Below are 16,976 nucleotides of genomic sequence, written 5' to 3'. Positions count from 1 at the left end.
ATGGAGAAAGTCGACATCGACGACGTGGAACCGGCGTTCATGGACGGCTCGGACCTCGACCGGCGCGGCCTGTCGGACCACCTCGGTACCGACGACCTCGCGATCAACTACTACGCCATCGAGCCCGGCGAGTCCCTCTCCGGTGGGATGCACGCCCACTTCGACCAGGAGGAGGTGTTCTACGTGGTCGAGGGCGAGGTGACGTTCCAGACGCCGGAGGAGGAGTTCGTGGTCGGCGAGCACGAGGTCGTCCGCTTCGCGCCGGGCGACTTCCAGACGAGCGTGAACGACGGTGACGAGGACGCGGTCGTCATCGCGCTCGGGGCACCGACGCCGAGCGAGGACATCCGTGTGCCGATGGAGTGCCGCGAGTGTGGGGAGTCGGAGACGCTCCAGTTCCTCATGACGGAGGACGGGCAGTACCTGCGCTGCCCCGAGTGCGACAACCAGTTCGAGGCCCCCGTATAGGCCCCGGACTACTCCAGTTCTCGCTGCAGCTCGTCGAGGAGCCGCAGCGCTTCCATCGGTGTCGTGTCCGCGACGTTGAGCTGTCGGAGCCGGCCGGCGACGGCCGCGGCGTCCTCGGCCTCGACGCCGTCAGCACCTTCTGCAGCGACGTCCGAAGCCTCGGCTGGCTCGTCGACGCCACTGTTCGGGACCGGCTCGGCGGTCGTCCGCGCGAGCAGCTCCCGCGAGCGGTCCAGCACCGCGTTGGGCACGCCGGCGGCGCGGGCGACCTCGACGCCGTAGGACGCCGTGGCGGGACCGGGACCGACCTCGTGGTTGAACCGGACCTCGTCGTCGGTCTCGGTCGCGGAGAAGTGCAGGTTGAACGCGCCGTCGAGCCCGCGGGCCGTCTCGGTTAGCTCGTGGTGGTGCGTCGCGAACAGGGTCGTCGCCCGGAGCTCGTCGTGGACGTACTCGGTGACGGCACGGGCGATGGCGAGCCCGTCGGCCGTCGAGGTCCCGCGGCCGACCTCGTCGAGCAGGACCAGCGAGTCCTCGCTGGCCTCCCGGAGGATGTCGGCGAGTTCGGTCATCTCGACCATGAACGTCGACTGGCCGCCGGCGATGTCGTCGCTCGCGCCGACGCGGGTGAACACCCGGTCGAGGATGCGCAGGTCGGCCGATGCGGCGGGCACGAAGCTGCCGGCCTGGGCCATCACGCAGATGAGCGCGACCTGCCGCATGTACGTCGACTTCCCGCTCATGTTCGGGCCGGTGACGACGGCGAGGAACTCCTCGCGGTCGAAGCTGGCGTCGTTCGGCACGAACGACTCCTGCGTGCGCTCGACGACCGGGTGCCGTCCGGCGGCGATGTCGATGCCCTCCTCGGAGAAGGTGGGACGACTGTAACCGTACTGGGCGGCCGCCGTGGCGAACGCGACGAAAACGTCGAGCGCCGCCACGCGGTCCGCGAGGCGCTGGACGCGCTCGGTCTCGGCGGCCACGGTCTCGCGCACCTCGCGGAACAGCTCGTACTCGAGGTCGTCGGCCCGTTGCTCCGCCCGGAATATCTCGTCCTCGCGCTCCTTCAGCTCGGGCGTGTAGAACCGCTCGGAGTTCTTCAGCGTCTGCCGGCGCTGGTAGTCCGCGGGCACCGCATCGAGGTTCGGGTTCGTCACCTCGATGTAGTAGCCGTGGACCTGGTTGTGGCCGACCTTCAGCGAGTCGATGCCGGTGCGCTCCCGCTCGCCGGCTTCGAGCTCGTCGATCCACTGTTTGCCCGAGCGTTCGGTCTCGCGGAGGTCGTCGAGCCGGTCGTCGTAGCCCTCCCGGATCACGCCGCCCTCGGTTACCTCGATGGGAGGTTCGGACCGGACCGCCCGGCCGATCAGCTCGCGCACGTCCTCGAGTTCGTCGAGCCCGTCTCGGAGGTGGCGGAGCCGGTCGCAGTCGACGTCGCCGAGGGCGGACTTCAGCTCGGGCACCACGTCGAGGGTGTCCTTCAGCGAGCGGAGGTCGCGGGCGTTCGCGCGACCCCGGGAGACGCGGGCGATGAGCCGCTCCACGTCGTACACGTCCCGGAGGAGTTCGTGGAGCCGCTCCCGCGTAGCGGGGTCGCGAGCGAGTTCGCCGACGGCGTCGTGGCGGCCGGCGATGCGCTCCTCGTCGACGAGCGGACGGCGGAGCCAGTCTGTGAGCCGGCGACGGCCCATCGCGCAGGCGGTCTCGTCGAGCACGTCGGCGAGCGTCGCGCCCTCGACGCCCCGCACCGCCCGGCGTTCGAACAGTTCGAGGCTGGCGAGTGCGGTCGGGTCGAGCACCATGTACTCGCGAGGGTCGTACCGGGTGAGGTGGTTCAGGTAGTCGAGATGCCCGTCCTCGGACTCCGTTGCACCCGCGGAGTCGTCCGTCGCGGGCTCGCCGGCACCGCCGCGAGCGTACTCCGCGTAGGCGAGCAGCGCGCCGCAGGCCCGGATCTCGGCCGCCCCCGCGAGGAGGGCGTCGGGGTCGCCGAAGTACTCACGGACCTTCCCGGCCGCGGCGTCGCGGTCGAAGGCGGTCCGGTCGAACGGCGAGACCATGCAGTCGGCCGGGAAGGCGTCGGTGCCGACCTCGGGCCCGACGATGGCCTCGGCGGGGTCGAACCGGCCCACCTCGTCGGCGACGGCGGCCGGTGAGGGCGGGGCCGTCGCGTAGAAGTCGCCCGTCGAGACGTCGAGCACCGCGAAGCCGTACTCGCCGGAGGTCGCCGGCTCGTCGTCCGGGTCCGCGCTCCGGGTGAGACAGGCGACGAAGTTGTTGTCCGCCGAGGCGAGCAGCTCGTCCTCGGTGAGCGTGCCCGGGGTGACGACCCGGGTCACGGCCCGGTCGACGACACCGGTCGTCTCCTCGGGCTCCTGCACCTGGTCCGCGACCGCGACGCGGTAGCCGGCCTCCAGCAGCGACTCGATGTAGCTCTCGGCGTTGTCGATGGGGACGCCGGCCATCGGGTAGCGACCGGTCGAGTCCTCGCGCTTGGTCAGGGTCACCTCGCAGATGCGGCTGGTGACCTCGGCGGCCTCGCAGAACGTCTCGTAGAAGTCGCCGACCTGGAACAGCACGAGCGCGTCGTCGTAGCGCCCGGTCAGCTCGAAGTACTGCCGCATCATCGGCGTCAGCTCGTCGGCCTGCTCGGCCATCTTCGCCGGCGGTCCGAGCGCTCCGTCCATGGGTGCGGCTCAGGCGGCCGACCCACAAGAGCGACCCGGTCTGTGGCGGGAGTCGGGGTGGCTGTGGTCAGATGGTCGACGGGCGGACGTGGAACTCGAGGTCGACGCGCCGACGCTCGCCCTCCAGGTCGGCGACCGCCCGCTCGAACACCCGCTGGGCCTCGCGGGCGGCCAGCGGTTTGATGCGCCGGAGCACCCAGTCGGTCGAGACCATCGGCGGGAGCCGGAGCCGGCCGAGCCGGGAGCGACGCCGGTCGAACTCGATGCGGAGCCGGATGCGGGTGCCCGGGCGGTCGTCACCCTCGCCGCCGTCGGCCACGGTGTGTCCGGCGTCGGGGTCGTCGTCGACCGCCTCCAGTGCCCAGTAGCCCTGAGCGTGCACGTCGTCCCGGACCCGCCAGTCGATGCGGTCCGGGCGGTCGAGCCCGGTCACCGCCGGCGTGAGTGTGTAGGTCAGCCGCCACCACTGGAGCGTGACGTCGAACCGGGTGCCGACGGAGCCGTCGCCGCGTCTGGTGACGTCGGCGACGTACTCCGAGTAGCGCTCGTGGTTCGTGAAGTCCAGCAGGAACTCGAACGCCTCCTCGCGGGGCACGTACACCACTGTCGATAGTTCGACGGCGTCCACGCCCGCACTGTGGACCGGACCGAAAAATAGCTGTCTCCGCCACCGGACCCTCAGCCGCCCTTGACCAGGGTGGTGACGCCGAGTTCCTCCAGGACGAGCCAGACGACGAACAGGGCGTACAGCCCAAGCAGGAGCCATGCCTCCCTGCCGGAGACGTTCATGTCGGTCCGCATCAGGGTGAACAGCACCACCGTCGCGAACACGAGGAAGGCCATCATCGGGGCGGCCCGCGAGAAGTTTATCTCGACGGCACCGCCGACGACGACGCCGAGCGGGACGGCGACGAGCAGGTCGAAGATGTTGCTCCCGAAGACGTTCGCGAGGCTGGTCGAGTCGCGGCCACCACGGGCGGCCTGGACGCTGACGACGGTGTCGGGGAGGCTCGTCCCCGCGGCGATGACGGTCAGCCCCCAGACGAACGACGGGGTGCCGAGCGCGTCACCCAGTTCGATGGCGCTGACGACGAGCATCTCGACGCCGACGAGGATGACCGCGAGGCCGGCGATCAGTTCGAGCCAGCGACGCCCGATGTTCGTCGAGCGCTCGTGGTGGCTGGCGTCGTAGTCGTTGGTGTCCTGGTACTGGTTGAAGATGTAGAGCCCGTACAGCGCGAGCGGGATGAGCGCGAGCAGCGGCGTCATGGTCCCCCGCAGTGCCGTGCCGGTCTCGGTCGGGTAGTAGATGACCGCGAACGCGAACGCGAGGAACAGCGTCGCCACCGACAGCATGTAGAACTGTGCCTCCTTGTAGACGAGGTCGCGGTCGGCGGTGAGGCCGATATCCCCGCTCAGGCCGGCGGCGGCGGGGATGATGAGGATGTTGAACACCGCCGAGCCGACGATGGCGGCGACGCCGAGCTCGAACTCGCCGTGGACGAGCACGGAGAGCAGGACGCTCGACAGCTCCGGGAAGCTGGAGCCGACCGCGGCGACGATGGCACCCTGCACGACCGGCGGGAGGCCGTAGTGGACGCCGATGCGCTCGCTCGCCCGCTCTAACCACGTGCTACCGACCCATGTCACCCCGGTTCCGACCGCTGCGAGTCCGAGGAACAGCAGGACGTTCAGCATCCTGTCAGGGCACCACCGTCACGTTGCTGGGCGTCGAGCTTCGTCTCGGCCGCGCTCCCAGCTCGCCCTCGAACCGGTCCGCGAGATCGATCCCGAACGAGAGGGCCCGGACGCCGGGGTCCGAGCCGTCGATGGGGACGAGTACGTGCATATCCGTGGCAGTGTCGGCGGCAGGGTTAACTGTTGGGTGTCGCGTCGACCGACAGCGATGCCGACCGTCAGTGGCCGACGTAAATAACCGTAAGCAATCATTATGCGACCAAACCGCCCGGTAACGAGTCGTTGCCAAGCACCCACCTCCAACGGGCGAGTATATAAACGTGTTGGCCATACAGGGCGTAGAGCTATTAGGGTTGATACCCTCCCTCATAGCGGGGGAGAAGAGAGGTGTCAATCAGCACGCCATCGATTAGTCGTACCGAACGCGCTGTGAACGCGACAGCGCTCGAAGAGGGGGAGATACATTCCGTACTGAGCAACCAGCGCCGCCGGCTCGTGCTCAAGGAGCTCCGTCGAACCGGGGGGGACTCGACGCTCCGCGAGCTCTCCGAGTCAATCGCGGCGGAGGAGACGGGCGAGTCACCGCCACCGCGGAACATCCGCGACAGCGTCTACGCGTCCCTGCACCAGACCCATCTGCCGAAGCTCGACGGCCTGGAGATCGTGGAGTACGACTCGAACACGAAGTCGGTGTCGCTCACCGACCTCGCCGACGAGCTCGTGCCGTACACGACCGTCATGAGCAACACGGGACTCCCGTGGTACCAGCACTACCTGCTGCTCGGGCTCGCGGCGATGGCGACCGTCATCGCCGCGGACCTCGGCGTCCCGCTGCTGGCGGACGTGGGCGCGGTCGGGGTCGCCGTCGTGTTCTCGGTCGCGATGATCGGCTCGCTCCTGGTCCAGCTGTACACCGGGACGAGACCGCTCCAGCGGCTCGGACGGCGGCTCCGGAGCGGCCGGCCGGACTGAGCGAGCGGGTCCGGGAGGACCCCTCGGCCGTTCTACCGGCGTGAGAGCCGGATAAGGAGTGATTACCTCGTCGGGCAGAACCGTCTTTATGTTTCGATACGTTACATCGGACGACTGATGAGTGCGATCCGAACCGAGAACCTCCGGAAGACCTACGGCGACGTCACCGCGCTCGCGGACCTCTCGCTCGACATCGAGGCCGGCGAGCTGTTCGGGGCGCTCGGACCGAACGGCGCGGGCAAGACCACGACCATCGGCATCCTGACCGGGCAGCTCCAGCCCGACTCGGGGACCGCGTCGGTGCTCGGCCACGACCCGGTCGCGGACCCGGTCGAGGTCCGCCGGCACGTCGGCATCCTCCCCGAGCAGGAGTCGCCGCCGAGCTTCATGACGCCGCGGGAGTACTTCGACTTCGTCGCGACGGTGCGGGACGTCCCGCCCGACGTGGTCGACGAGCGCGTCGAGCAGTGGGCACAGCGGCTCTCCTTCGCGGAGAAGCTCGACACCCTCAGCACCGACCTCTCGCGCGGGCAACAGCAGAAGGTGATGATAACGCAGGCGTTCCTCCACGAGCCCCAGGTCGTGTTCATCGACGAGCCGCTGGCCAACCTCGACCCCATCGTCCAGGAGCGCGTGAAGCGGTTCCTCCAGGACTACCGCGAGCGGGGGAACACGCTGTTCATCTCGACGCACCACATCGAGGTCGCCGAGGAGATCTGCACCCGCGTCGGCATCGTCTACGAGGGCCGGCTCATCGCCGACCGGCGACCGGGCGAGATGGACGGCGACGAGTCGCTGCTCGACACGTTCGTCGCCAACGTCGGGAGCGACGAGGAGTGGACCGAACCGATGGCGTCCCCGGGCGATGACTAGCCTGAACCGCCGGCTGTTCGTCGAGATGCTCCGGGAGGAGTGGCGACTCCACAGCGAGCTGTTCGGCGGGAGCCGGTTCGGCGCGTTCCCCGTCCTCGTCGCGCTGCTGACCTCGGGGGCGGTGTACCTGCTGACGACGACCGGCACCGACATCGCCGCCGTCGTCGCGGGTGTCCACGGGCTCGCGCTCTTCTTCGGCCTGCGGACCGGCTCGACCGGCTTCGTCGGGCAGGACGCCATGCGGGACGTGCTCGGCGACGTGACGATGCTGGTGTTCAGCGCGCGTACCCTGCCGGTGTCCCAGCGCCGATTGCTCGGCGTCTTCCTGCTGAAGGACGCGGTGTACTACGCCGTCCTCTTCCTGCTACCCATCGCCGTCGGCTTCACGCCGGCCGTCGCGTCCGGCGACCTCGCGCTGCTCGCGATCCCGACGGCGTGGGCGACCACGACCGCGATGTTCCTGCTCGGCGTCACCATCACCTTCGCGGCCATCGGACTGTCGACGCGCGGGTCGTCGGGCCGCCTGCTCCTGCTCGTGCTCGCCGCCGGGGCGGGGCTCGCCTACGTCTCCGGCGTCGACTTCGTCCGGTTCACGCCGTACGGGCTGTTCGACGGGGGGACCGCCCTCGAGGTCCTCGTCGCACTCGCGCCGATCCCGCTGCTCGCGGCCGTCGGCATCGCCGTCTACGACACCAGCTACGAGAAGGCGGCCCGGACCGCCGGGCGGACGTTCCCGCGCTGGCAGGCCCGACTCCCGTTCGACGCCGACGGCCTGACCGTGAAGACGCTGCTCGACGTCCAGCGCTCCAGCGGCGGCCTCGGCAAGGTGCTGTTCTCCGGCGGCATCCTCTTCGCGGTCAGCTGGCTGCTCATCGACCTCGCCGAGACCATCACCGGACTCGAACCCTCGACCGGCATCTCGTTCGGGGCCATCCTCGCGCTCTCGGCCTTCACCACCTACAACTGGATCACGATGTACGACGACGTGTCGAGCTACCAGATCTACCCCGTCTCCGTCGCCGACGTGGTCCGGGCGAAGTTCCGGGCGTTCCTCGTGCTCGGTATCCCGACCTGCGTCGGGTACTTCCTGCTCGCGGTCGGCTGGCAGGGCGCACGGCTCCCGGAGGCCGTCGTCGGGCTGGTGCTGCTCGTGGGGGTCGCGCTCTACCTGTTCGGCGTGACCGTCGCCCTGGCTGGCTTCGACCCCAACGAGTTCCTGTTCGATACGGTGCTGTTCGCCGGCTTCGGGCTCGCGCTGGCGGTCGTGCTCGTCCCCATCCTCGTCGTCGGCCTCGTGCTCGCGCCCGTCTCGACCGAGCTGCTGGTCGCACTCGGCGTCGGCGGCGTCGTGGTCGGGGGCGTCGGCATCGGGCTCTACAGACGGTCGGTGCCGAAGTGGGAGCGACACTACCGGCGCTGACGGCCGACGAGACGGGACCGTACTCCGGTGACGTCGGCGTCACCTGCGCTGTTTGGAGGCAGGTATATTCGTCTTCGTGGCCTACTCGACTGCCATGGGAGACGACCAGATTCCGGTCACCGCCGAGGCACCGGACAGCCCGTTCCGCACCACCGGCACCGACCACATGACCATCATCGGGAGCAACGAGGCGGACACCGTCGCGTTCTACCGCGACCTGCTCGGGATGCCGCTCGTGCTCCGACAGCCGAACCTCGACGACCCCTCGCAGACGCACCTGTTCTTCGACACGGGGGACGGCCGCATCCTCACGTTCTTCGTGAGCGACGACCGCCCGTCGAACGCCGGGCCACAGCGCACCGGCGTCGGCGGCGTCCACCACCTCGCGTTCAGCGTCGCCCCGGACCGGTTCCAGGAGATGGTGGACGCCATCGAGGCCGACGGCCGTGGCTACAACATCTTCGACCGGGGCATCTTCCACTCGCTCTACACCACCGACAACAACGGGCTCGTCATCGAGCTCGCGGCGGACAAGTACGAGATCCCGGACGACCGGCGCGGCGAGGTGCTCGCGACCACCCAGCGCATCCGCGAGGCGGACGGTGCGGACTACGCCAAGGACGAGCACATGGCGGCCGCACTGGAGGAGCTCGGCATCGAGGTCGAAAAGCACGACCTGCCGGACGCGGACAGCGGCGTCGGCGGTGTCTCGTGACCAGCCCGTGCAAATAACCCCCCAAAGATAAGCCACCCACGGGAGTAGCGGGTGGTATGTACGAGGTACTGCTGGCACTCGATACGGCCGAAGAGCGCGCACGATCCCAGGCTGAGGCAGTCGTCGACCTACCCGACGCCCCCGATTCCATCCACGTCACCATCTTCCACGTCTTCCGGGACAACCCCGAAGGGGCGTCCGTGACCCAGCTCGCGACGGTCCACGCGGTGCGTGACGTGCTCGACGAGGCCGGTATCGACTACTCGCTCTCCGAATCCAGTGGCGACCCCGCCACCGAGATACTCGACGAGGCGAGCGGCAAGGACGTCGACTGCATCTGCGTGAGCGGCCGCCGACGGTCGCCAGCCGGGAAGGCGCTGTTCGGTTCGACGACCCAGGGTGTCATCCTCGACGCGGACCGCCCGGTCCTCGTCGCGCCGCCGCAGAGCGAGTAACGCCGCCCCGACTCAGCTTCTCGACGGCTCCCCGCGACCAGCGACATCTCGGTCCGGTAGACTATCCCGAGACCGTCGTGGTCCGAGAGCGTCAGCGACGGACAGTTAGGGCGGTCGCGTCGTCGGGGAGAGGGGGTGGGAGCCAGCGGGAGGAGTGATGGGCGTCAGCGGGGGGTGACGAACACGGCTCGACGGATGCGCGAGCCCCGGAAGCCGGTGCACGCTCAGGCGCGCTGGAGGTCGATGCAGGGCTCGAACCCACCACCGACGACCGTCTCGGCGTCGACCGCTCGCCGTTCGTACTCGGCCCGTTCCCGCTCGGAGAGTGCGACCCATCGGTCCGAGAGCCGGCGGTTCGCCGTCGAGAGGGGGCCACGTTCGTCGGCGACGAGCGCTTCGTTGAGCGCGACCGCGACCGCGGCGGGTGTGGTCCGTGCGAGGCAGGCCTCGCGGGCAGCGTCCGCGTTGACGCTCTCGCCGGGCGACCCGTCGACGTCGATCCGCTCGCTCAGTCGGTCGCGGAACCACACCTCACGCCCGGAGAGCGGGAGCCGCTCGACCGCCACGCGCGGGTCGCCGGTCCACGCGGGGAACTGTGGCGCGCGCCGGTAGGCGTCGCCGAAGCCGCCGATCCGGTCCGTACAGTCCGTGCTGAGCAGGTCGTAGCACGGCTCGCAGACGGCGACGAGGTGCCACAGCGCCCAGCTGTCCTCGGCGTCGTCTGCGACGCTGAACAGGTACGCGACCTCGCCGTCGTCGGCGCTTCCGGTGTCGACTCGTGCGGCACATCGACCGCACCGGCGACCGTAGAACTCGACGACCGCCCGGCGGCGGGCCCCGAAGTCCGGCGGGGCGTCGCGGCGACCGGTGTCGGGGTCGACGACGCCGTCGTCGTACGCCGGGTCGACGTCGAACCGGTGGTAGCAGTAGCTGCGGTCGTCGACGAGGTAGGCGAGGTTGTAGGGTGCGTGCTGGGCGTCCGTCTCGAAGGTGAACTCGGTCATGGGTTCGTGGAGTCGGGGCTGGCGGTCGAACTGCGGTACCTCCACGCGCGACCCGTGCCAGCCGACGCGGCCGCGGGCTGGTGGACGGTGTCACGCGACGCCGGCTGCCGGAGCCGGCACGGGGCGGACGCTCAGCGAGAAAGCGGCGTACCCGTCACGGTGGTGGACGGCCTGTCGCCGTGTGCGGCGTACCGGTGGTCGCCACCAGTGCGAGCCTCGTTCCGCACGACGTGGGTACGCGTCATGTGTATCGACGTTCACAGTACGGGGTATTAAAATTTCCTATCGTGTACTTATATTACTTATAAGTGGTTGTGTTCCAGTAGTTCCCCGGATTTCTGGATGTACACACAGTTCGTTCGCTCTCTGTCAGCTGACGTCCGCCCTGGCGAAAGAAACAAGTAAATCGTGGTATAGTTTCCACCGATGAACGAGCCAGTCATCGTGGACGCCGTGCGGACGCCGTTCGGGAAGCGCGACGGGGCCTTCCGGGACACCCACCCGCAGGACCTCGCGGCGGTCCCGCTCCGGGCACTGGAGGAACGCAACGGGTTCGACCCCGCCATCGTCGACGACGTGGTGTACGGCTGTGTCACGCCGAAGGGGGACCAGGGGTCGAACATCGGCCGCATCGCCCCGCTCGTCGCGGGCTGGGGCGAGGAGATACCCGCCGACGCCGGTCCGGGGGCGTCCTACGAGGGACGCCACGGCCCGCCGGGGGTCCAGCTCAACCGGATGTGCGGCTCCGGACAGCAGGCAATCAACTTCGCCGCCGGGCAGGTCGCCGCCGGCTTCCAGGACGTCGTCGTCGCCGGCGGCGTCGAGCACATGACCCGCGAGCCGATGGGCTCCGACGGTGGCTCGATGGCCGAGACCTACGGCGAGCACTACGAGGAACTCGTCCCGCAGGGTGAGTCGGCCGAGCGGATCGCCGAGACGTGGGGTTTCGACCGCGAGCACCTCGACGAACTCGCCGTCGACTCCCAGCGTCGCTGGGGCGAGGCGTGGGAGGCCGGCCGCTACGACTCGCAGGTCGTCCCGGTCGAGACGACGCTCGACGGCGAGCCGATCACGGTCGAACGTGACGGTCACGCCCGGCCCGGCACCGACATGGAGACCCTCGGCGGGCTCCCACTCGCGTTCCGCGAGGAGGGCGAGGGCGTCGTCCACGCCGGCAACAGCTCGGGAATCGTCGACGGCGCGGCCGCGACGCTGGTCTGCTCGCGCGAGGTTGCCGAGGCGAACGGCTGGGAGCCGATGGCCCGCATCGTCGCCCAGGAGGTCGTCGGCGTCGACCCCGTGATGATGCTCACCGGGCCGATCCCGGCCACCAAGCAGCTCCTCGAGTCCGAGGACCTGACCGTCGACGACGTGGACATCTTCGAGGTGAACGAGGCGTTCGCGAGCGTCGTCGCCGCGTGGCTCGAGGAGACGGGCGCGCCGTGGGAGCGCACGAACGTCAACGGCGGCGCAATCGCCCACGGCCACCCGCTCGGCGCGACCGGCGCGGCGCTCGTCACGAAGCTCGTCCACGAGCTCGAACGCACCGGCGCGGAGACGGCGCTCTCCACGATGTGCATCGGCTTCGGGCAGGGCATCGCGACGCTCATCGAGCGCGAGTAGGGCCCTCCCCTTCTCACCAGTCGATGACCGACCGGTCCCGCCAGAACCGCCCGCCCGGACTGCCGGGCCGGAACGTCGCCAGCCAGACCGGCGTGTCCGCGCCCTCCTCGGTGCTCCGGGTCGCCCCGGGGCCACCCATGTCGGTCCGTACCCAGCCGGGACAGACCGAGTTGGCGAGCAATCCATCGCTCACATACTCGCCGTGGAGGTACGCCGTCAGCCCGTTGAGTCCGGTCTTCGAGATTCTGTACGGGGCGCTCCCGCCGGCCATCCCCTCGTCGAGCGCGCCCATCCCCGAGGAGACGTCGACGACGCGCCCGCCCGGTCGGTCGAGCAACAGCGGGAGGGCGAATCTGGTGAGGATGGTCGGCCCGCGCAGGTTCACGTCGAACACCGCGTCGATGTCGCGCGGTTCGAGCCGGTGCAGCGCGGCGGAGGGGCCACCGATGCCGGCGTTGTTCACGAGCACGTCGAGCCGCCCGGCCTCCTCGTCGATGCGCTCGACCGCCGTCCGCATCGACCCGTCGTTCGTCACGTCGAGCTCGACCGGTCGCAGGTCGTCCGCCGTCACGTCGTCCGTCCGTCTCGCGCCGGCGTAGACGGTCGCGCCGAGTTCGGCCAGCTCGGCCGCGATTTCGGCACCGAGCCCCCGATTCGCGCCCGTGACGAGCGCGACCTGCCCGTCGAGTGAGTCGTAGCGGTCGATGTCCATACCCGATGGAGGCGCGGGACCAGCTAAACGCTCCCGCCGGAGGTGGCGGTCGCTACCTGCTGAACTGCTCGAAAGCGTAGAACCGCAGAGTCAGGCGAGCCGCGCGAACGCGAGCGTGCCGGAGATGTTCTTGATGTAGATCTGGACCACGTCGCCCTCCTGTGCGCCGGGGACGAAGATGGTGTACTTGCCCTTCTCGGCGACGCCGTCGCCCTTGCGGCCGGTCCCGGTGATCTTGACCTCGTAGGTGCGCCCCTCCTCGACCTCGTCGGGGTTGACGTTGGCGCTGCTCGGGGACTTGCTCTTCGAGACGGGCTGGAAGGCACCGCAGGCCTCACAGCGCAGCATGTCGACGCCGTCCTCGGTCACGAGGCGGGTGTCGGGCAGGCCGCACTCGCCGCAGGTGACGTACTCGTCGATGTACTGCTGGATGGCCTCGTCGAAATCGGAGACGGAGAACGAGCCGTTGTAGCGGGCGCGGTCGCCGTCGAACTGGCCGTTGGTACCGAGCTCGCGCTGGATCGTCCGGTGGAGGTGCTTCGAGTCCCGCGAGAGTGCGTCGGCGATGGCCTGGAGGTTGGTGAGGCGGGTGAACGCGCCGTCGGTCTCGCCCGCGGGGTCGGGAACGGTGAGGCGGCTGCCCGCGTCCTGTGGTCTGTCGGGGAGATCGTCGTGGGCTCGCTCGAGAAGTGTCTCGTATTCCATACACGCTGGAGGTGATGGGCGCGTTTCAACCTTCGGATACTGATATCGGTGGCGATTCCGGTCGTCCCTCGCTGCCGGGCACCGACGAACGGCACTTCCGTCACCCGTCGGTCCGTCGGGGCCGCCGTTCGACGGCGACGTCGGTCGCACCCCCGCCGGGGAGGTTGTGGACCAGGTCGACGCCGACGATGCGCTCGGAGAAGCTGAGTCTGGACTGGTACGTACATACCGCCGGCTCCTCGCACTCCTCGCAGTCGGTGTCGGTCCCGGACGGCGGGACCGGTGTGACCTCGACGATGGCCATCCCGACCTCGCGCTCGTCGTTGGACGTGAACACGCTCACGTTCACGTCGTCGCAGCGGCTGTGCGAGAGGAGTTCGCCGGAGACGACCACGACGGCTGGACCGTCGAACCGCACCGACCCCTCGCTCGTCGGGTCGGCGGCGCACCGGCGGTCGGTGACCGTGGTGTCCGCGTCTTCGATGCCGAAGCCGTCCCGGTCGAGACAGCCCGCGAGCGGGAGCACACCACAGAGCGCGGACAGTACCTGACGCCGCTCCATACTCGAGTTCGTGACGATACGGTCATCAATCTGTCTACTCACTCCACACCACGACCTGGCGGTGCGTCGCGGCGGCACGACCACGGACGAAAGGGGCTTTCCCGCTGCCGGTCGAACCGTCGCGCATGACCGACCCGGACACCGTCGCCGCGGCCATCGCCGACGCCGACGAGGTGGTCGTACTGACCGGCGCGGGCCTCTCGACGGCCTCCGGCATCCCCGACTTCCGGAGCGAGGGCGGCCTCTGGGACGTGTTCGACGAGGAGGCGTTCACCCTCCGGCGCTACCGAGCACAGCCGGAGCGGTTCTGGTCCGACTGGCTCTCCCTGCACGAGCACTTCTTCGACAGCGGGGTCGCACCCAACCCGGCTCACGACGCGCTGGCACAGCTAGAGCAGGCGGGACACCTCGACGCACTCCTCACGCAGAACGTCGACGGGCTGCATCCCGCGGCCGGTTCCGAGTCCATCGTCCACCTCCACGGCACCGGCACGCGGGCCACCTGCCCGGACTGTGGCGCGTCCATGCCCGTCGAGGCGGCTCGCGAGCGGGTCGAATCCGGGGAGGGAGCACCGACCTGTGACTGCGGCGGCGTCTACAAGCCGGATACGGTGCTGTTCGGCGAACAGCTGCCCCCGGCGGCCATGCAGGAGGCGCGACGGCGGGCTGAGACGGCGGACGTGTTCCTCGCCGCCGGCTCGTCGCTGACCGTCGACCCTGCGGGGTTGCTGCCCGACACCGCGCTCCGGAACGGTGCGACGCTCGTCGTCGTCAACCTCGACCGGACGAAGTACGCGGGCCGGGCGGACCACGTGGCCCGCGAGCCCGTCGAGGAGTTCCTCCCGGCGGTCGCAGCGCGCGTGGTGGAGCTGGCCGACGGCTGAGGCTCAGTCGTCGCCCAGCCGCGGCGTGACGACGTCGCTCGTCAGTTCGTCGAGCGTGGCGGTCACGGTGTACTCCGGTGTCTCGATCCGGAGCCGAGAGCCGGGTGTCACGTTCGCGAACCGGACGTGGATCTCGTAGCTGCCGTCGCGCTGGACCGGTGCTGCCTCGACCCGGTCGCTGCCGACGTGGCGTGCCAGCACCATCTCGCCGGCGTACCGCGGTCGCGTCCGACCCCGGATGCGGTAGAGCGTCCGGTCCGACGCGTCGGAGCCGACGACTGGGTAGGACTGGTCGACCCACTCGAAGAAGCCCTCGTCGATGACGTAGACGTTCTCGTACCCGGCAGACTGCAACTCGGCCGCACGGAGCGAGGAGAGGTGGTGTGGACAGCCACAGTAGCAGACGATGCGCTCGTCGGTCGCCCAGTCGCCGACGTGGGTGTCGTCGATGGCGGTCCCGACCGGGCTCGCGACGGCCCCCAGGATGTGCGACTCGCGGTACTGGCTCAGGCCGCGGGCGTCGGCGATGCGGGCCTCCTGCCGGGCCCACCAGTAGTGGACGTCCGCGATGGGTGCGAGCTCGATCTGCTCGCCCTCGACGGTGGACGTCCCGTAGCTCGACGTGTCGACCTCGCGCTCGGCCGGCACGTCGTCGGGTTCGGGCGGGAGACCGTCCGTCGGGTTCGGGTCGCCGGGGTTCGCGGTCACCTCGCGTGGCGAGCCCGACGAACCGCCGGACTCCGTCTCCTCCGCGCCGATCTCCTGTGGCGTGTTCGCGTCGGTCGTCCGACCGGCCGTCTCCGTCGGAGCGTCCGTCGCTGTCGCGGGGTCGGTCTCGCCGTCGCCGCGGCCGAGACAGCCCGCGAGGGTCCCGAGCGCGAGGGTGCCGGACGTGAGCAGTGCACGTCGTTTCATATCGTGCCTATCTGCCCGGAATAAAAAATGCGTTCCGGTTAGCTGCCGTCCCCGCGGCCGCGCTGGAGCGCCGACTCGTCGAACGCGTCCACGTCGTCGTACCCCGCGAGTGCGACCGTCAGGTCGAGGTCCGCGAGGAAGTTCTCGCAGACGCTGGCGACGCCCTCCTCGCCCGCGAGGCCGAGGCCGTACACCCAGGGCCGCCCGAGCGAGACCGCGTCGGCACCGAGCGCGAGCGCGACCACGGCGTCCGCTCCCCGGCGGATGCCCGAGTCGAAGACGACCGCGGCGTCGTCACCGACGGCGTCGACGATGCGGGGGAGCTGGTCGAGCGCGGCGACGGCGTTGTCGACCTGGCGACCGCCGTGGTTCGAGACGACGACGCCCGCTGCGCCGTGGGCCACGGCCTCCCGTGCGTCGTCGGGGTGGAGGACGCCCTTCGCGACGACCGGGAGGTCGGTCAGCTCCGCGATCCACGCGAGGTCGCCCCAGGTGAGCGTCGCGTCGGAGAACACCTGCACGAACTCCTGAGCTGCGGCGCGGGGGTTCTCCTCCGGTGGCTGGTCGAGCCGGTCCCGGAACACCGGGTCGGAGACGTAGTTCGCGATGCCGTCGCCGTCGAGGAACGGGAGGAACCCGCGGTCGAGGTCGCGCTCGCGCCAGCCGAGGTGGGGCGTATCGAGCGTGACGACGATGGCGTCGTAGCCCGCGTCCTCTGCACGCTCGACGAGGCTCCGGGTGAGGTCGCGGTCCTCGCTGGCGTAGAGCTGGAACCACTTCGGGGTGTCTCCCAGGGCCTCGGCGACGTCCTCCAGCGGCTCAGACGCCTGCGTCGAGCAGACGTACGGGATATCCCACTGCGCCGCCGCGCGGGCGCTCGCGAGGTCGCCGTCCTCGTGGACAATACCCTGTGCACCGATGGGAGCGAGGAGGACGGGCACCGCGAGCTCCTGTCCGAGCACCGTCGTCGAGAGGTCGCGGGTGCCCGTGTCGCGCATCACTCTGGGGACGATCCGGTAGTCCTCGAACGCCCGGCGGTTCGCCCGCATCGTGGACTCGCCGCCGGCCCCGCCGGCGACGTAGTCGTAGGCTCGGCCGTCGAGCTCCTCGCGGGCGCGCTCGGCGAGTCGGTCCGGGTCGACGGGGATGTCGGGGACGTTCCCGGTGAGCATCCCGGTCGTGTAGACGGTCGTCTGCCGGTGCCGTCCGTACGGTGTCGAGGCGTCCTCGTCGTCGGTCATACGGCCAGCATCGACGGGTCGTCGCTTCAGTCTAGGGGCGGG

At 69.8% G+C, this 16,976-nt stretch carries 18 protein-coding genes; 8 read left to right on the top strand and 10 right to left on the bottom strand.

What is annotated here, in order from left to right; translation table 11 throughout:
- A complete protein-coding gene (locus NO345_RS17255) occupies positions 1 to 468 on the top strand; it encodes a cupin domain-containing protein (protein ID WP_256301311.1) in 468 nt (155 codons plus the stop codon).
- An 8-nt stretch (positions 469 to 476) separates the two neighbouring features.
- On the opposite strand, the gene mutS is transcribed toward NO345_RS17255, so the two are convergent.
- The 4 genes from mutS to NO345_RS17235 all read right to left on the bottom strand — a co-directional run bounded on the left by mutS (position 477) and on the right by NO345_RS17235 (position 5,004).
- Positions 477 to 3,155: a DNA mismatch repair protein MutS gene (mutS, locus tag NO345_RS17250; RefSeq protein WP_256301310.1), complete on the bottom strand. Its 2,679-nt coding sequence runs from the start codon at positions 3,153 to 3,155 to the stop codon at positions 477 to 479.
- A gap of 67 nt (positions 3,156 to 3,222) precedes the next feature.
- Positions 3,223 to 3,783: an SRPBCC family protein gene (locus NO345_RS17245; RefSeq protein WP_256301308.1), complete on the bottom strand. Its 561-nt coding sequence runs from the start codon at positions 3,781 to 3,783 to the stop codon at positions 3,223 to 3,225.
- 50 nt (positions 3,784 to 3,833) lie between these two features.
- On the bottom strand, positions 3,834 to 4,853 hold the full coding sequence (locus NO345_RS17240; RefSeq protein ID WP_256301306.1) for a sodium:calcium antiporter: 1,020 nt from the start codon (positions 4,851 to 4,853) through the stop codon (positions 3,834 to 3,836).
- 4 nt (positions 4,854 to 4,857) lie between these two features.
- Positions 4,858 to 5,004 (bottom strand): universal stress protein, encoded by a 147-nt coding sequence (locus NO345_RS17235; protein WP_256301304.1) that lies wholly within the window; start codon positions 5,002 to 5,004, stop codon positions 4,858 to 4,860.
- 278 nt (positions 5,005 to 5,282) lie between these two features.
- Here NO345_RS17235 and NO345_RS17230 point away from each other — a divergent pair, with 278 nt between their 5' ends.
- The 5 genes from NO345_RS17230 (at position 5,283) to NO345_RS17210 (ending at position 9,288) form a co-directional block, all read left to right on the top strand.
- Positions 5,283 to 5,825 (top strand): DUF7344 domain-containing protein, encoded by a 543-nt coding sequence (locus tag NO345_RS17230; protein WP_256301302.1) that lies wholly within the window; start codon positions 5,283 to 5,285, stop codon positions 5,823 to 5,825.
- Between the two features lie 117 nt (positions 5,826 to 5,942).
- On the top strand, positions 5,943 to 6,698 hold the full coding sequence (locus tag NO345_RS17225) for an ABC transporter ATP-binding protein (protein ID WP_256301300.1): 756 nt from the start codon (positions 5,943 to 5,945) through the stop codon (positions 6,696 to 6,698).
- Positions 6,691 to 8,118, top strand: coding sequence for a hypothetical protein (locus NO345_RS17220; RefSeq protein WP_256301298.1), 1,428 nt, complete (start codon positions 6,691 to 6,693; stop codon positions 8,116 to 8,118). The genes NO345_RS17225 and NO345_RS17220 overlap by 8 nt, the downstream gene beginning before the upstream one ends.
- 94 nt (positions 8,119 to 8,212) lie before the next feature.
- Complete coding sequence (locus tag NO345_RS17215; protein ID WP_256301296.1) at positions 8,213 to 8,833, top strand: VOC family protein; 621 nt, start codon at positions 8,213 to 8,215, stop codon at positions 8,831 to 8,833.
- A gap of 56 nt (positions 8,834 to 8,889) precedes the next feature.
- Positions 8,890 to 9,288 (top strand): universal stress protein, encoded by a 399-nt coding sequence (locus tag NO345_RS17210; RefSeq protein WP_256301294.1) that lies wholly within the window; start codon positions 8,890 to 8,892, stop codon positions 9,286 to 9,288.
- Positions 9,289 to 9,512: 224 nt separating this feature from the next.
- On the opposite strand, the gene NO345_RS17205 is transcribed toward NO345_RS17210, so the two are convergent.
- Positions 9,513 to 10,292 carry a hypothetical protein gene (locus NO345_RS17205; RefSeq protein WP_256301292.1) on the bottom strand — a complete coding sequence of 260 codons (780 nt, stop codon included), beginning with the start codon at positions 10,290 to 10,292 and terminating at the stop codon, positions 9,513 to 9,515.
- 426 nt (positions 10,293 to 10,718) lie between these two features.
- Here NO345_RS17205 and NO345_RS17200 point away from each other — a divergent pair, with 426 nt between their 5' ends.
- On the top strand, positions 10,719 to 11,915 hold the full coding sequence (locus NO345_RS17200; RefSeq protein ID WP_256301290.1) for a thiolase family protein: 1,197 nt from the start codon (positions 10,719 to 10,721) through the stop codon (positions 11,913 to 11,915).
- A gap of 13 nt (positions 11,916 to 11,928) precedes the next feature.
- Here NO345_RS17200 and NO345_RS17195 read toward each other — a convergent pair whose 3' ends face one another.
- From NO345_RS17195 to NO345_RS17185, 3 genes are all read right to left on the bottom strand, one after another.
- A complete protein-coding gene (locus NO345_RS17195; RefSeq protein WP_256301288.1) occupies positions 11,929 to 12,627 on the bottom strand; it encodes an SDR family NAD(P)-dependent oxidoreductase in 699 nt (232 codons plus the stop codon).
- Positions 12,628 to 12,717: 90 nt separating this feature from the next.
- Positions 12,718 to 13,332 (bottom strand): translation initiation factor IF-2 subunit beta, encoded by a 615-nt coding sequence (locus NO345_RS17190; protein WP_256301286.1) that lies wholly within the window; start codon positions 13,330 to 13,332, stop codon positions 12,718 to 12,720.
- Positions 13,333 to 13,432: 100 nt separating this feature from the next.
- Positions 13,433 to 13,894, bottom strand: coding sequence for a hypothetical protein (locus NO345_RS17185; protein ID WP_256301284.1), 462 nt, complete (start codon positions 13,892 to 13,894; stop codon positions 13,433 to 13,435).
- 125 nt (positions 13,895 to 14,019) lie between these two features.
- Between NO345_RS17185 and NO345_RS17180 the strand changes: the two genes are divergently transcribed.
- Positions 14,020 to 14,778, top strand: coding sequence for an NAD-dependent protein deacylase (locus NO345_RS17180; protein WP_256301282.1), 759 nt, complete (start codon positions 14,020 to 14,022; stop codon positions 14,776 to 14,778).
- Between the two features lie 3 nt (positions 14,779 to 14,781).
- Here NO345_RS17180 and NO345_RS17175 read toward each other — a convergent pair whose 3' ends face one another.
- Entirely contained in the window at positions 14,782 to 15,693 is a 912-nt protein-coding gene (locus tag NO345_RS17175) for a rhodanese-like domain-containing protein (RefSeq protein WP_256301280.1), read from the bottom strand.
- A gap of 38 nt (positions 15,694 to 15,731) precedes the next feature.
- Entirely contained in the window at positions 15,732 to 16,934 is a 1,203-nt protein-coding gene (locus NO345_RS17170) for an alpha-hydroxy-acid oxidizing protein (RefSeq protein ID WP_256301278.1), read from the bottom strand.
- Between the last annotated feature and the right edge of the window lie 42 nt (positions 16,935 to 16,976).

The organism is Haloarchaeobius salinus, assembly GCF_024464185.1.
Taxonomy (GTDB): domain Archaea; phylum Halobacteriota; class Halobacteria; order Halobacteriales; family Natrialbaceae; genus Haloarchaeobius; species Haloarchaeobius salinus.
Note: the sequence above shows the minus strand (reverse complement) of the source record. Positions and strands in the feature narration are given on the sequence as shown.